Below are 14,636 nucleotides of genomic sequence, written 5' to 3'. Positions count from 1 at the left end.
CTCAAACATCCAAATCTTCAACAAATTGTGCATTATCTTCAATGAACTCACGTCTCGGTTCGACGCGATCACCCATCAGCATATCAAAAGTCGTATCAACCTCCGGCTGGTAGTCAGGACTAACTCGCAGCAGACGCCGATGCTTAGGATCCATAGTCGTATCCCAAAGCTGTTCGGCATCCATCTCACCAAGTCCCTTATAACGCTGGATTCTTGGTTTCGGACTAGCCGGCAATGTTGCAATGTAACGATCAAGTTCTTCATCTGAGTCCAGATATACACGCTGATCAGAATTTCCAATCGCGACACCATACAAAGGCGGCTGAGCGATGTAAATATAACCTGCATCAATTAATGGCCGCATATGCCTGAAAAATAGCGTCAAAAGAAGTGTCCGAATATGAGCACCATCGACATCGGCATCAGTCATAATAATGACCTTGTGGTAATGGGCTTTGCTGATATCAAATTCATCACCAAATCCAGTTCCCATCGCTGTAAATAGAGAACGAATCTCTTCGTTGGCCAGTACTTTATCTAGGGTCGCTTTTTCAACATTGAGAATTTTTCCCCTGATAGGCAGAATGGCCTGTGTTAAACGTGAACGGCCTTGTTTAGCAGAACCGCCGGCAGAATCACCCTCGACGATAAACAATTCAGAAATATCGGGATCTTTTGATGTGTTATCGGCTAGTTTACCGGCAAGCGCACTGATTTCCAGTCCTGACTTGCGTCGGGTCAAATCACGAGCTTTTTTAGCAGCTACTCGTGCTTTGGATGCAATAATACCCTTGTTGGCAATGGCGCGAGCCGTTTCTGGATTTTCCATCATAAAACGATTGAAAATTGTCGAAAATTGATGGTTGACTGCCTGTTGCGCATCGGTATTCCCCAACTTAGTTTTGGTCTGACCTTCAAATTGAGGGTCTGGATGCTTAATCGAAACAATCGCCGTAATGCCTTCGCGGACATCTTCGCCAGTCAAAGGATCATCGGAATCTTTCAATATGCCTTTTTTCTTAGCATAATCATTGATGATTCGTGTCAGCGCCATTTTAAAGCCGGTCTCATGAGTTCCGCCTTCGTGCGTATGGATATTATTCGTGAAGCTCATTAATGTCTCAGCAACGGCATCTGTATACTGTAAAGCAACTTCTACTTGGATACCATTTTCTTCACCTTCCACATAGACGGGTTCTGGGAATAGGGGCTGTTTATTTTTATTCAAAAATTTCACATATTCTGCGATACCGCCCTCGTACATGAAAGATTCTTTTTTCTCTGGTTCGACACGCCGATCTGTAATTGATAGACGCAGTCCTTTATTCAAAAAGGCCAATTCACGAATACGACTGGCTAAAGTATTATAGTCAAAAGTTGTCGTCTCTCGAAAAATATCTGGATCCGGAGCAAAATGAACAATGGTGCCACGTTCTAAGCGCATTGGCTCATCCAAAAGTTTCATCTCTGTTTGAATATGGCCGCGCTGAAAATCCATATAATAAATTTTTCCGTCACGATAGACGCGTACGTCCATTTCTTTGGATAATGCATTAACAACCGAAGCACCAACTCCATGAAGACCGCCGGATACCTTGTAGTTTTTCGAATCAAATTTACCGCCCGCGTGCAAAATTGTGAAAACGGCTTCCATGGCTGGACGACCAGTTTTAGGCTGGATCTCAACAGGGACACCACGGCCGTCATCGGTCACAGTAATCGAATTGTCCTTCTCAATTGTTAGTGTGACATGATGTGCAAATCCGGCTAAAGCTTCATCAATCCCGTTATCAATGATTTCCCAGACCAGATGATGCAATCCAGAACTAGCAGTTGATCCTATGTACATTCCTGGACGTTTACGGACAGCTTCAAGACCTTCAAGAATTTGGATTGAAGATCCGCCGTAAGCATTATTATCATCAGGTGCTATTTGATTATTATTTTTTTCATCAATCATTAATAAGTACTCCATCCTTCACGTGATAAATTTTTGGATCTTTGATTAGTCCCTTGTCGATGTCAGAAAGACTTGCGGTGGTCAAAAAAGTTTGAACCTTATCCTGAATAAAATCTAATAGTTGTGTCTGCCTTTTGCCATCTAATTCAGAAAGTACATCGTCTAGCAACAAAATCGGATATTCACCGGTCTCAAATTTCATCATTTCAATTTCCGCTAATCGAATCGACAGCGCCGTCGTACGCTGCTGGCCTTGAGAAGCAAAGGAACCAACTTCTTTCCCGTTAATCAAAAATTTGAGGTCATCGTGATGAGGACCAACACTTGTCGATTTCAAGAAAAGTTCACGATTCCGATTTTTTAATAACTGTTTTTTAAAAATCTCACTAATTTCCTCTTGACTGGACTGTTCGTTGACTGTTGGAAAAGTAATGTAGCAAAGTTTCAATTCTTCGATTTTTGAGATCGCCAGATGAACTTCACGTGCGTAGGCTTCTAAAGTTTGGATTAAAGAAAAGCGTTGCAGAATGATAGCACTGCCAAACTTAATTAGTTGATCATCCAAAACACTTAAATAAGTTTCATCAAACTTAGGCGAGTTGGCCACCCATTTGATGTTTTTCAGATACGCGTTACGGTCCTTTAACGCGTTACGATATTGCAGCAGGTTAAACAAATAATTGCTGGACATTTGAGCAAATTCGCTATCGATAAATTTTCGTCGAACACCGGGAGAGCCTTTTACTAATTCCAAATCTTCAGGTGCAAACAAAACGCTATTCAAATTACCGATATAATCGGATAGCCGGTTTTCGGTAAGGTGGTTGACTAGAACTCTTTTTCCACCCTTCTCAATTCGGACTTCTAAAGGATAACGAGCTGTTCTGCTTTCAATCTCCCCGCTAATGACAGCCGACTTTGCTGACCAGTTAATTAAATCTCTGTCATTGCTATCACGATGAGATCTTCCCATGGATAAAAAATAAATTGCTTCTAATAAATTGGTTTTTCCTTGGGCATTATTACCGATTAAAACATTGATCGAATGTGAAAAAGCCACATTTAATTCTTTATAGTTTCGGAAATTAACAAGCCTAAGATTATTGAGAAACAATTTGGTACTCTCCAACCTGCTTAATGCTGATCATATCCCCGGGACGTAATTTCCTACCACGCCGGTTATCCGCTTCACCGTTTATAAAAAAAGAGCTTGGATTTTCTCTTAGAAAAAACTTTGCGCTGCCACCAGAATCAACTATATTCTCAATCTTCAATAATTGACCTAGCGTAATAAATTCGGTGTTGATCTGAACTTTTTTCAAATTTTCACCCCCAAGATTACCTTTTCCATTATAGCAAAAAAACGCCGTATTTTGCCGTTTGAGCAATTTTTTGACATTTTGGCGTTTTTAATCATAAAATGCTTTTTTTGCTTAGATCGCAAAAAACTAGAAGGTTCTAACGGGTGTGATTAACTGTACCTTGTTATTGTCCGAAAAAGAGGCCGGCCTAATGACAAAAGGCCGCAAATTAGTCGTGAAAGAAAAATTGAGTTGCTCTTCAGCGATCGAGCTTAAAGCATCGCGAACAAAATCCGGATTAAAACTGATTTCCAGATCCTGGCCTATAAAATGATCAATTGACAATTCTTCAGAAACTTTTCCTACTTCGCTCTGCGCTGTACTGATGGTTAACTTGCCCTGCTTTATCGTAAATTTTGCGACCAAATTACCAGATTGGTGTGCCACTAAACTAACACGATCCAAGGATGAGGCCAACTGAGCGGCATCAATCACGAATCCTGTAGTTGATTCGCTTGGGATCAACCGGTCAGTATCCGGATACTGACCCTCGAGCAGGCGAGAATAAAAAGTTGTCTGACCTAAATCAACCAGCAGTTGTGATTGGTCAAATTGCAGATTTAACTGGTCAATACCTTCAAGTAGTGCTCTTAATTCAGTCAAAGTACGGCCGGGAACCACAACGTCAGCTGAGTTGGCAGATGATATTTGTGTAATTCTTTGAGAGAGCCTGTGCGAGTCTGTCGAGACCGCCTTGAGCTGTTCGTTATCAATTATGAAATGGATACCGGTTAGCAGTGGCCGAGAGTCTTGAATCGACACTGATCGAATTGTCTCGCCGATAATATCAATGAGTTGTTTAGAAGAGAGACTAATGGAATCTAAGTCGTCAATACGTGGTAATTGCGGATAGTTGTCTGCTGACTGGCCGGAAACCATAAATTCCGACTTACCGGCAACAATTTTAATTTGGGAGCCTTCTGTCGTGATATCAACGCGGTCTCCAGAAAGTCTCTTTATGATATTCGTAAAGAAATTGGCATTGGCCACTATTTCGCCTTTTTCTGCAATTACAAGATTTTCTTGTTTTTCCGGCGTATTTGATAACACTGTTTTAATAGAGATCTCCGAATTTGACCCGATCAAAGTTAGATCACTATCGGTGACTGAAATTTTGATTCCAGTCAAAATAGGAATCATGACTTTGCCTGAAATGGCACGGCTGACAATATTTAATTTATTAACTAATTCGCTTCGTTTAACAGAGAATTTCATCGCTCATCCTAATAATAAATTTGTTAATAGTAATAATAAGGGCTGTGGATATTGTGGAAAAGCCGTCTCATTACTTGTTCGGCAGGGATAAACCTGGTGGAAACATTTCTGGAAAACCAAACGTTTTATCCACAACTGTCTATACTCTTATGATACGTATTTTTATGATTTTTCTTTGATTTTTGTCGACAGAGTTTCAATTCTCTGCTTCATACTGTAGTCAGTTTCGATCAGATCGGCAATTTTTTCCGTGCCATGCATCACCGTTGTGTGATCGCGCCCGCCAAAGGCTTGACCGATTTTGGGCAGCGAGGTATCGGTTAGCGTTCTTATTAAGTACATAGCAACTTGTCTAGGAAGCACGATATCTGAATTTCGTTTTTTCCCAAGCAAATCAGACAAGCCAACCCCATAATCTTCAGCAACAATTCTTTGAATATCTGAAACAGTTATTACTTTCTGCCTGCTGATGTTGAGATGTTCGAGAATTTTTTGAGCATTGGCAACATTGATGGGTCGACCGGCTCTAGCCATTAAAGTTAAGGTATTGAAGGCTCCTTCTAATTCCCGAACGTTCGTATCTATTTGTTCTGCGATCAGGGTCAGGGTCTGATTATCAATCTGCATGCCAGCTTCTTCGGACTTGTTTTTTAGAATCGCCAGGCGAGTTGGAAAATCGGGTTTTTGAATATCATAGGCCACACCTTGCATGAACCTGGAAACAAGCCGTGCATTAAGGCCAGGGATATCTTTGGGAAGAACATCGGAAGTCATAACAATTTGTTTTTGAGCTTTTGTGATTTTGTTAAATATATTAAAGAACTCTTCTTGAAAACGATCCTTCCCCTGCAGCATCTGGATATCGTCAACAAGGAGCAAATCGACATTTTCATACGTATCTGTAAATTCACTGGTAGATTTTTTACTGATCGCATTGACCCAATCATTCATAAAATCATCAGTCGTAATGTAGCGCACGATCGCATTGGGCTGTACCTCTTTTAGACGGTTTCCGATCGCCTCCATCAAATGCGTTTTTCCCAAACCTGAGGATCCATATATAAGTAAAGGGTTATATTGCCGGCCTGGCTGCTCTGAGACTGCCATTGCGGCACTTGTTGCCAGTTCATTAGCGTCTCCGACTACCCATGTATCAAAAGTGAAAGCGGGATTGAGCTGGTAGTCGTTCGTTTGAAAATTGGACGAGGTTTGATTTGAATTGTTAACTGGATTGACAACGACCTTGACAACTTTTAAGTCAGGCTTAAAAAAATCATGAGCAACATCATAGGCATATTCCATAAACTTCGCTGTGTAGTTGCCATTGTCCCAAGCCTGCATGACTAGATCGCTTGGGACTTGCAGAGATACGGTACGATTTGCTAGGTCAACGCTGGCTGCTCTAACTGGCCGAATCCAGTTCTCATAGGCTGTTTCACCCATGTTATCAGCGAAGCGATCTTGGACACTCTTCCAAAAATTATTCAAATCAAAGTAATCATCATTCATAATATTTTCCGACTAGACTAATTAAACGGGAACTCTCTGTTATTTTCAACAGTATGTGCAAACAACTTTCCGAGATATTTACAGTCTGTTAACTAATTTATCCCCAAGTCTGTGGGTATTTTTAACCCTTTCCACTTTTTTAATACTTTTCCACAAGGCACTTTCTCATGAAAATGCCGATCTTTCCACAAATTAACCACTTATCCACAGAATACACAAGAAAATGTCCATTATTTGTTCACAAGCTGTGGAAATGTAGTTAATTAGTGGAAAACCCCTGATTTAGGCGCTTTTAACTTTAAACTTTCTTAATAATTCCACACCACATTCCGTGGTATTGTGGACAAGTAAATTTCTTTTAAAAGCTTGCGCCAGTTGAGTTTACGTATGCTTTTGTGGTACTATATTTCAGTAACTTTGCCCCGGTTGGGCATATATTGGAGTAGAACATGAAAAGAACTTATCAACCTAAAAAGAGGCACTTGCAACGTGTCCATGGATTCCGTAAACGAATGAGCACCGCAAATGGTCGTAAGGTACTTGCGCGTCGTCGTGCTAAGGGCCGTAAGGTGTTAGCAGCTTAATTCAGTCGCGTATGCGACTTTTTTTGTAAAATGAGTACAAAAAAAATTTTTAGAATAAAGAAGGCTAGCGATTTTGCAAAAGTTTTTGCAAAGCATCAATCTTTTGCAAACCGCTATTTTGTTGTATACAGTGAGCAGCAACCAGAAAATCTTCATCTTAACCATTGGCGCATTGGTCTGTCTGTTTCAAAAAAAATCGGTAAAGCTCATGAACGCGTCTGGGTTAAGCGCCGTATTAGTGAATCTTTTAACAATCTATCTCAAATGATAGCTGATGATTTGGATATCGTCGTTGTTGCGCGACCAGCCGTTTCTGGGCAAGCACAGACGGTAATCCAAGATCAAATCAAACACGTATTGGATTTAGCAGGCATATTACATGATAAATAAAATAGAGAATTTTTTAAAAAAAGTTGGTTGGCCATCAATTGTTCTTGCGGTACTTTCTTTGATTGCAATCATTGCCCTTGCTTTGATTCCTAATTCAGATCAGACAAACTATCACGGTATCTTGGGTTCGATAACTGGTTTTTTCGCTAATTCGATCTTTGGTGCTGCAAGTTTATTTACCAACTCGTATGGCTTTGGCATTATTGCTTTTACAGTTTTGATCCGTTTTCTGATTTTACCCTTAATGGTCTATTCGATTTCTTCCTCAAAGAAAATGTCTAAGGTCACACCAAAGATTAAGAAAGTCCAGGAAAAATATAAAGGGAAACGTGATCGTGATTCCATGATGAATATGCAGGCGGAGACGTCGGCAGTCTATAAGGAAGCTGGTGTTAATCCCTATGCTTCCATGCTGCCCTTGCTGATTCAATTGCCTGTACTTTGGGCTTTGTTTCAAGCGATTAACTCGACACCAGCATTAAAAAGCGGATCATTTTATTGGTTACAGCTGGGAAATACAGATCCATACTTTATTCTCCCGGTTCTCGCTGCCTTGTTTACGTTCATCAGTTCTTGGATGAGTACGGTATCTCTTGGAAAAGATCAGCCAGGATTTGCTAAAGTCATGCCTTATATATTTCCATTTATTATCTTTTTCTCTTCGCTTGCTGTACCTTCAGCACTATCTCTCTACTGGGTTGCAACCAATGCATTTCAAGCTGTTCAGACTTTCTTCTTCCAAAATCCCTTCAAAGTTCGCGCGGAGGAAAAGGCCAAAGTGCAAGCAGAAATTGAAAGAAAACGGGTCATTACCAAAACATTGCGTAAAGTACACAAACGAAGGAGATAAAAAATGGCAAAACTTAGAGTTCTTTTTTCTTGGATTGTCCCAATTATCGTAGGTTTGCTGGCCGCCTGGCTCATTCAAATATTTATTTTAGTACCGGTAACCGTCAATGGTGATTCCATGTTAAACAACCTTACTAACGGTGAACGCATTTGGGTCTTGAAAATGGCGCGGATTCGACGCGGATCAGTCGTTGTTTTTGATGCTCGTAAAGAAGATCCGGGCATTCAATCTGGTGAAAAGGACTATGTTAAGCGTGTTATCGGATTACCTGGCGATCGAATTGAAGCTAAGAATGGCAATATTTATGTCAATGGCAAACAAATATCTCAAAGTTATATTTCTTTTTATAATAGGACGAGCGGTACTGGGAATTGGACTTTGACGTCTTTATCTTCAGGCGATTCGCCTTTCGTTTCCGGCAGCTCGCATTGGGCCGATGGAAAGGCAACGACGGTTCCTGCTGGTAATTATTTTGTTCTTGGGGATAATCGTGCAAGATCAGAAGATGGCCGATATTTTGGATTTGTGAGTCAAGCACACATGCTTGGTGTTGCTAAAGTCTTTCCTTGGAGTAGTAATCATACTCAAATTAATGATGTTTGGAAGAACTTTTTTACCAAATGAATAAACATGTCAAATATTTCTTGAAGATTTGGTTATTTCCCGCATTCGCTGGTATCGCGTTTGCGGTTTTTCTTAGGGCTAATTATTTTTCTTTTATCAGAATTTCCGGACAGTCCATGTCGCCGAATTTAGTTAATAACCAAGTTGTTTTATTGAGAAAAAATCAAAATGTTTCACGTGGAACGGTTGTTGTCTTTAATACAAATGCTAGGCAGAGGTCAGATACAGGTACAACGATGGCAGTTTTGAGAGTTATAGGACTGCCAGGAGATCATATCGTTTTTCGGAAAAATAAGCTGCAAGTTAATGGCAAAACGGTTAATCAGCGATTTATTAGCAAACAACAACAGCAAGCTACCAGCATGTCAATTGATAGCGGCTGGTCCTTAAATTCTTTATCTCTTAATCGGAACTGGCCAAGATCCCAACAAAATATTCTAAAAGTTAAAAAAAATACGTATTTTGTTTTAGCAGATAATCGAAGTATGCCCACAGATAGTCGAAAGTGCGGTCTAATAAAAAAATCACAGATTCAAGGATCGGTACAATACTATTCGTGGAATCAGCGAACACGTATGCGCCGTATTAATTCGTGGTCTCGCCATTTTTTTGAATAGGTTTCACGTGAAACAAAAAAACGCCCTATCCTGATCTGTACCCAAAAAGTCGGAAACAATTTTAGGAGTACAGGTCATTTGGACGTTTTTTTAATGGTCTGAATAATTTCTTCAGAAATGATGGCAGCCTCATGGAAAATAATCGTATTCACACCACGACGGGGTAAAACGGTGGTGAACCAGCTGATGCTCTCATGAGGAATACCTGCAGAGTATAAATTGGGTAGGATTTGTCCAAATTCATCAATTAATTGGAAAGTATTGGGATTGATTTGAGCAGCATCTAAAATCAAATGGCCTTGCTTATCATGATAGGATGTTTCGTGGAACCAGCCTAAGTTAATCAGCTCCTTTCTGAGATCTTGCTCAGATAAGGACACACTCACCTGAGGCAACCTAGCATCTATGAAGCTTGAGGCTGAGACTCTCTCTGATAAGGCAGTCTTTGCGATATAAGAATTTTCTCTAGGGTTATTCTCAACCTTGAGATCTGGGCCAAGTAAGTGCACGATATTGGCTTTTAAAAGTGCTTTTAGTTGTTTGATTCTGATCAAAGGCGGTCCAACACTAATAACCGTGCTGATGTGATTAAAAATTGTCAGGAATTTTTTTAAATCTTGAGTCTGAAAACGGTCCTGGTTGATCAGGTCGCGGATTGTTTCGCGAATATCTCTTAAAATATCGAATGCTGAGGCAAAGATGGCATTCTTGTTACCTTCAGAAGCGTCCTCAATATCATTAGCTAAGTATCTTTCATACCAAGTTGTTAAATCATCTTTGCTCTTGACTTGGTGAATGGCATCAATAATTTCATTCCAATGCCAAATTTGTTCCTCGGGAATTTGAAAATTATGTGCAATGACCTCAAAATCTTTACTTTCGCTATTTCTAAGCCTTTCCAAAAACCGATGAGTTTTTTTATGAAAGAGATTTCGATAGGCTATTGCCTTGGTAAGATTTTCGTAATGTTTGAACTGCAGCTCTTTGTCGAACAATGAGAAGAAATCTGAATAAGTGATATGACCATTTTCATCTTCTAATTTTTTTAAATTAGCAGTTGTGAAAAATTGTGCAGCATATTGTTCGCTTTCTGACTTTTGATTTAAGGCGCGAGCATGGAGCAGATTGCCACTACGAGAACCAGCATATATTGTCGGCTCTTTTCCGCTAGGATGGTACCGGAGTTCTTGGCTTTTATCTTCAACAAAATGGCCGCCTCGACCTTCCGTTAACAGAGCCAGATAATCAAAAAAGGAAAGGCCAAGCCCTCTGATAATAACGTTTTGCTTACCAGGAATTTGGCTCAGATCTATTTCTGCAGGGTGGCCGGGTGCAATATACCGGAGATTGTAACGTTTGGCGAACTCAGAAAAGCTTTTTTCTTCATCTGTTAGTCGATTGTTGCCAAAGCCTAGGCCCATAAAGATAAAATCAAAATCTTCAAAGCTATTTGCAAAGCTCAATCGATATTGGTCGTTATGTTTTGCAATTTTTTTAATTTCTGTCTTCTGATAGACAAGAGAGGAATTATTTTCTAACTGTTCTTTGATGTCATTGAAAAACCACTGTTGGTATAGACCAGCAAGTCCGCGAACCGCATAACTGTTTTCATTCAAATTCAGTTTGTCCAAGTAGCGGATACCTTGTGGTGTATTTTTCAAAAATTCAACAGCGTCTTCTTTAATCCAATGGTAAAAATTAGGTCCTTGTCTGGTGGGACCTGGGTGGTAAATGGAATCATCAGCAAAAAAGCTTACCTGGCTGACAACAGTATTCATCAGCAGGATGTTATTGGCCTTAATTGAAGGATCCCAGACTCGCCCGCCTATTTCGTAGGGATCAAAGAGTTTGATATCAATTTTTATTTGTTCTTTTGCAGCTCGAACTACTAACCGATCTGCTACGGCCAAACCTCTTGGGCCAGCACCAATAATCGCAATTTTCATATACCTTCAATTATATTAAAAAGCTGTAACATAATTTGCTACAGCTTATCTTTTTGCTATTATTCCAAAAAAGGGACTATCTTTTGGAAATCATGTAAACGTGGTTCTGTATGCTGCTGGCCTTGGCCGTCCATCTGATCCAAAAGTCGATGATCATCAGAATCCAACTGAAAATCAAACACTTGAGTATTATTTTTAATAAAATCCTGGTGTGTTGATTTCGGCAGGGGTAGGTAACCTTTTTCTAAATTCCATCTAATTAAGATTTGAGCCACAGATACATTGTGTTTGTTGGCAATTTTTTTGAGATCGGGGCGCGAAAGCAGCTGACCTGTTCCTAGTGGTGAATAAGCTTCAGTTAAAATTTTATGATCTTGATTATATTTGATTAAGTTTTTCTCTTGATCGCCAGGATTTAAGAAAATTTGGTTGACCATTGGTGTGATTTCGGCTGTTTTTAGTAATTCGTTGATATGTGTTTCTCTAAAATTAGAGACACCAATTGCGCGTGTTCCGCCGTCTCGATAAATTTTTTCCATTGCTCGCCAAGAGTTGTCATTGAGGCTTTGCCAGTGATCGCGATATTCAATTGGTTCCGGCCAATGAATCAGATAGAGATCGACATAATCCAGCCCCAAGCGTGAAAGAGAATCACCAAATGCTTGTAATGTATGTTCATAGCTATCTCTTTGATAATTCCATAATTTAGTTGTGATAAACAAATCATCGCGTTTAATGCCTGAATCGCGAATGGCTTTTCCAACTGATTCCTCGTTGCCATACACAGCTGCGGTATCAATGTGTCGATAACCCGCTTCTAAGGCCCATTTTACGGCATTGTATGCTTCTGCACCATTATTGGATTGCCAAGTACCAAAACCAACTACTGGAATTTTAATGCCGTTTTTTAATGAATATGTATCTGTTAATGTCTTTGCACTTATTTGCATATAAAGTCCCCCATATGACAGAAAAAAGATTTAACGTTCCAGCAAACCTGAAGTTCAAAGAGAGCTTCTATACATGATTATAGAAGAGCAGGTAGAATATAGGAAGAGCCCAGAAAGGGCTGATAAATGACGGATAAGTTTTTAACAATTAAATTGATTGTTTTTCCAATCGTTTTAGCTCTTTTAATTGCTCAATTCAATTTTAGCAAGCTTAACTTCTGGTCTTCAATTGCAGCTGTTTTCGCTGTGATTATTATTACAATGATCTATTCGTTTTTTAGTCAGCTGCCAACTGAAAAAACGGCTATTATTATCTATTCCTTGATTTTGGGCTATATCATTCCTGCAGCCTTAATTTTTTTAAATTCAAACAATAATTTAACGCTGAGCAGCTATGTTTTGGTTTTCTTAGCCTGTTTTCCTGCCGTTGTTAGTATTTTTAATGTTCTTTTGTCTCATAGAATTATCATGCACAACAGTCCGGCAAATGCTGAGGAGGTTGAGTCTTTGAGGCGGGATTTGATTATGTTTTCTACTGCTTATGTTATTTCATTTTTTGCCGTGGCCGGAGCGGTTCTGTTTGCCTTCCTACCATGGACAACGCTGCTGCTAGTCGCTGCTTTGCCTCCTGTGTTCAACAACGTTATTAAATTTATTTCTCGTCCATTCATACTCGCAACCGCTAATCTCGCGATGAGAAATTATTGGATGATGGCAATTGCTATGCTGCTAGGATTAACTTTCGGTATTTTGATACGCCGTTGAATTAATCAAAATTGGCTTGTAATTAAAAATCTATATTTGGAGGTAGGTATGTCTGAACACGTAAATTATGAAAATACAGTTGCAAAATTAAAAGAACGGCACGTTGACTTGGATGATATTGCCGAGATAGCTTATCATTTCCAGTTGCGTTATCTACCGGGACTGACCAAGCAGATTGCGATGCAATCTGTCCAACGCGTACTAGAGAAAAGAGAAGTACAGCATGTTGTGTGGGTTGCTTTGGAGCTTGATCGTTTGACAGAAGAAAATCTCATTAATGAGCCCTTGCGCGATGTCATTAAGGAAGATTTTGGCCTGTTTGGCGTTGATGAATTACTAGGCAATGCAATTGCAACTTCGTTTGGCTCAATTGGATTTACAGGGTATGGTTATGTTGATAACATCAAACCTGGTATTATCGGTAAACTAGATAAAATTGGTAAAACGACCAAGGGTGTCACAACAACTTTTATTGATGATGTCATTGGTGGGATTGCGGCAGCAGCCGGGTCGCGTTTGGCTCAGAAGTATCCTAAGGGATTTGTGGATGATGCACAATAAAATATTAGGATAATAAAAAAAGACCTCCAACAGGTCTTTTTTTATTTCTTGCCCCAGCTGGACTCGAACCAGCGCATGACGGTACCAAAAACCGTTGCCTTACCGACTTGGCTATGGGGCATTTGTTGGTAATAAATTTGTGACAAGCAAGCGAACTTATTACCGATGGGAGCGGTAGGATTCGAACCTACGAACTCGTAAGAGGGCGGATTTACAGTCCGCAGCGTTTAACCACTTCGCTACACTCCCAAACGCTTTGACTAAATTATTCTAAGGGAAAACCACACGAATATCAAGTATTTCTTGAAAAAGTTCAAACAAAAACCCGGGCCACCTAACTAAATTTGCCCGGGTTCTCTCAACAGCTCTCGCCGCTTTTCCTTTAAGCGGCGAAGCCGTTAAGAAGTTCAGATTTATTTGAATTCAAAACGGATCGCCCCCTTTCCTAGATGTGTTTATATTATTACTCGGATAGATTTGTTTGTCAATATTTAAGATTTTGCAAGCGCAAATTTTCTAATGGCCAGTGCAACACCCGCTTCATCATTGCTTTTGGTCGTAAAATCAGCCTGATTTTTAATTGCATCATCGGCGTTGCCCATTGCAATTGCATAATGGGCTTGGCTGAACATGGATAGGTCGTTTTGCTGGTCACCAATTGCCATCGTTTGTGTGTTTTCGATACCCAGGTGATGAGACAGCATATGTAGCGCATTTCCTTTAGAAGCTTTTTTTGACATGAATTCCAAGTTATACCAAGCACCGCGTACGACGTTAAAATTGCGTGATATCTCCGTTGGAACAAGTTTGATGATGCGATCCAACTCATCTTTACTGCCGTTAATCATTGGTTTGATAAACTCTATTTGTTCTGGCATTTTTTTGTGTATCTGTAAATCAGCGTTTATCAGATAATTTTCCATTTGAGCTTCTTTAGGAATTTTATTGGCTATGGTGTGAGACCCATCTAAAGACTCCACTTGAAAGTATGCCTGCTGCTGGTCAGCAAAAGCCTGCAGCTGCTCATAATCTTGATAAGTGATTTGATTTTTTTCAAGCAATTTTCCTGAAGTTGTCTGAACGACTCCGCCATTAAATGCAATTACAAATTGATCATCTGCAATCGGGACGCCAATAATTTTTAGCCATGGCATAATACCGGATAGGGGACGACCGGAAGCAATCACAATTTTAGATCCTTGAGACATTGCTTCCTGAATAGCTTTGATATTGTCTTTGGGGACGGTTTGCCCACTGGATAATAAAGTACCGTCGACATCGATTGTGATTAGCCTAACTGCCAT

At 39.9% G+C, this 14,636-nt stretch carries 15 protein-coding genes and 2 tRNA genes; 7 read left to right on the top strand and 10 right to left on the bottom strand.

Going from position 1 to position 14,636, the window contains the following annotated elements:
- Position 1 precedes the first annotated feature (1 nt).
- The 5 genes from gyrB to dnaA all read right to left on the bottom strand — a co-directional run bounded on the left by gyrB (position 2) and on the right by dnaA (position 6,045).
- Entirely contained in the window at positions 2-1,960 is a 1,959-nt protein-coding gene (gene gyrB, locus OKIT_RS02180; protein ID WP_007744927.1) for a DNA topoisomerase (ATP-hydrolyzing) subunit B, read from the bottom strand.
- Positions 1,953-3,074 (bottom strand): DNA replication/repair protein RecF, encoded by a 1,122-nt coding sequence (gene recF, locus OKIT_RS02175; protein WP_007744926.1) that lies wholly within the window; start codon positions 3,072-3,074, stop codon positions 1,953-1,955. Before recF ends, gyrB begins: the two co-directional genes overlap by 8 nt.
- Entirely contained in the window at positions 3,061-3,282 is a 222-nt protein-coding gene (yaaA, locus tag OKIT_RS02170; protein ID WP_028291837.1) for a S4 domain-containing protein YaaA, read from the bottom strand. Before yaaA ends, recF begins: the two co-directional genes overlap by 14 nt.
- Before the next feature lie 126 nt (positions 3,283-3,408).
- Positions 3,409-4,536, bottom strand: coding sequence for a DNA polymerase III subunit beta (gene dnaN / locus OKIT_RS02165; RefSeq protein WP_007744924.1), 1,128 nt, complete (start codon positions 4,534-4,536; stop codon positions 3,409-3,411).
- A gap of 162 nt (positions 4,537-4,698) precedes the next feature.
- Positions 4,699-6,045 (bottom strand): chromosomal replication initiator protein DnaA, encoded by a 1,347-nt coding sequence (gene dnaA / locus OKIT_RS02160; RefSeq protein ID WP_007744923.1) that lies wholly within the window; start codon positions 6,043-6,045, stop codon positions 4,699-4,701.
- 449 nt (positions 6,046-6,494) lie between these two features.
- Here dnaA and rpmH point away from each other — a divergent pair, with 449 nt between their 5' ends.
- The 5 genes from rpmH to lepB (OKIT_RS02140) are packed head-to-tail and all read left to right on the top strand — an operon-like array spanning position 6,495 to position 9,110.
- Entirely contained in the window at positions 6,495-6,629 is a 135-nt protein-coding gene (rpmH, locus tag OKIT_RS09480) for a 50S ribosomal protein L34 (protein WP_002819722.1), read from the top strand.
- 30 nt (positions 6,630-6,659) lie between these two features.
- Positions 6,660-7,019 carry a ribonuclease P protein component gene (rnpA, locus tag OKIT_RS02155; protein WP_007744922.1) on the top strand — a complete coding sequence of 120 codons (360 nt, stop codon included), beginning with the start codon at positions 6,660-6,662 and terminating at the stop codon, positions 7,017-7,019.
- Positions 7,009-7,869 (top strand): membrane protein insertase YidC, encoded by an 861-nt coding sequence (locus OKIT_RS02150; protein WP_007744921.1) that lies wholly within the window; start codon positions 7,009-7,011, stop codon positions 7,867-7,869. The genes rnpA and OKIT_RS02150 overlap by 11 nt, the downstream gene beginning before the upstream one ends.
- A 3-nt stretch (positions 7,870-7,872) precedes the next feature.
- The gene (gene lepB / locus OKIT_RS02145; protein WP_007744919.1) at positions 7,873-8,493 is read left to right on the top strand and encodes a signal peptidase I; all 621 of its coding nucleotides are present in this window, start codon (positions 7,873-7,875) and stop codon (positions 8,491-8,493) included.
- Positions 8,490-9,110 (top strand): signal peptidase I, encoded by a 621-nt coding sequence (gene lepB, locus OKIT_RS02140; protein WP_007744917.1) that lies wholly within the window; start codon positions 8,490-8,492, stop codon positions 9,108-9,110. The genes lepB (OKIT_RS02145) and lepB (OKIT_RS02140) overlap by 4 nt, the downstream gene beginning before the upstream one ends.
- A gap of 74 nt (positions 9,111-9,184) precedes the next feature.
- Here lepB (OKIT_RS02140) and OKIT_RS02135 read toward each other — a convergent pair whose 3' ends face one another.
- A complete protein-coding gene (locus OKIT_RS02135; protein WP_007744915.1) occupies positions 9,185-11,056 on the bottom strand; it encodes an FAD/NAD(P)-binding protein in 1,872 nt (623 codons plus the stop codon).
- Between the two features lie 59 nt (positions 11,057-11,115).
- Positions 11,116-12,006 carry an aldo/keto reductase gene (locus OKIT_RS02130; protein WP_007744914.1) on the bottom strand — a complete coding sequence of 297 codons (891 nt, stop codon included), beginning with the start codon at positions 12,004-12,006 and terminating at the stop codon, positions 11,116-11,118.
- 126 nt (positions 12,007-12,132) lie between these two features.
- Between OKIT_RS02130 and OKIT_RS02125 the strand changes: the two genes are divergently transcribed.
- Positions 12,133-12,771 (top strand): hypothetical protein, encoded by a 639-nt coding sequence (locus tag OKIT_RS02125; protein WP_007744912.1) that lies wholly within the window; start codon positions 12,133-12,135, stop codon positions 12,769-12,771.
- Between the two features lie 48 nt (positions 12,772-12,819).
- Positions 12,820-13,332, top strand: a complete 513-nt coding sequence (locus tag OKIT_RS02120; RefSeq protein ID WP_007744910.1) for a phosphatidylglycerophosphatase A family protein — start codon at positions 12,820-12,822, stop codon at positions 13,330-13,332.
- Positions 13,333-13,380: 48 nt separating this feature from the next.
- Here the strand turns inward: OKIT_RS02120 and OKIT_RS02115 are convergent.
- The 3 genes from OKIT_RS02115 to OKIT_RS02105 form a co-directional block, all read right to left on the bottom strand.
- Positions 13,381-13,453, bottom strand: a tRNA-Gln gene (locus tag OKIT_RS02115).
- Positions 13,454-13,498: 45 nt separating this feature from the next.
- Positions 13,499-13,581 (bottom strand) — tRNA-Tyr (locus OKIT_RS02110).
- A gap of 242 nt (positions 13,582-13,823) precedes the next feature.
- Positions 13,824-14,636: a Cof-type HAD-IIB family hydrolase gene (locus OKIT_RS02105; protein ID WP_007744908.1), complete on the bottom strand. Its 813-nt coding sequence runs from the start codon at positions 14,634-14,636 to the stop codon at positions 13,824-13,826.

The sequence above is a fragment of the Oenococcus kitaharae DSM 17330 genome (genome assembly GCF_000241055.1).
In the GTDB taxonomy this organism is placed as follows: Bacteria; Bacillota; Bacilli; order Lactobacillales; family Lactobacillaceae; genus Oenococcus; species Oenococcus kitaharae.
This window is presented reverse-complemented; position numbering and strand designations above follow the sequence as displayed.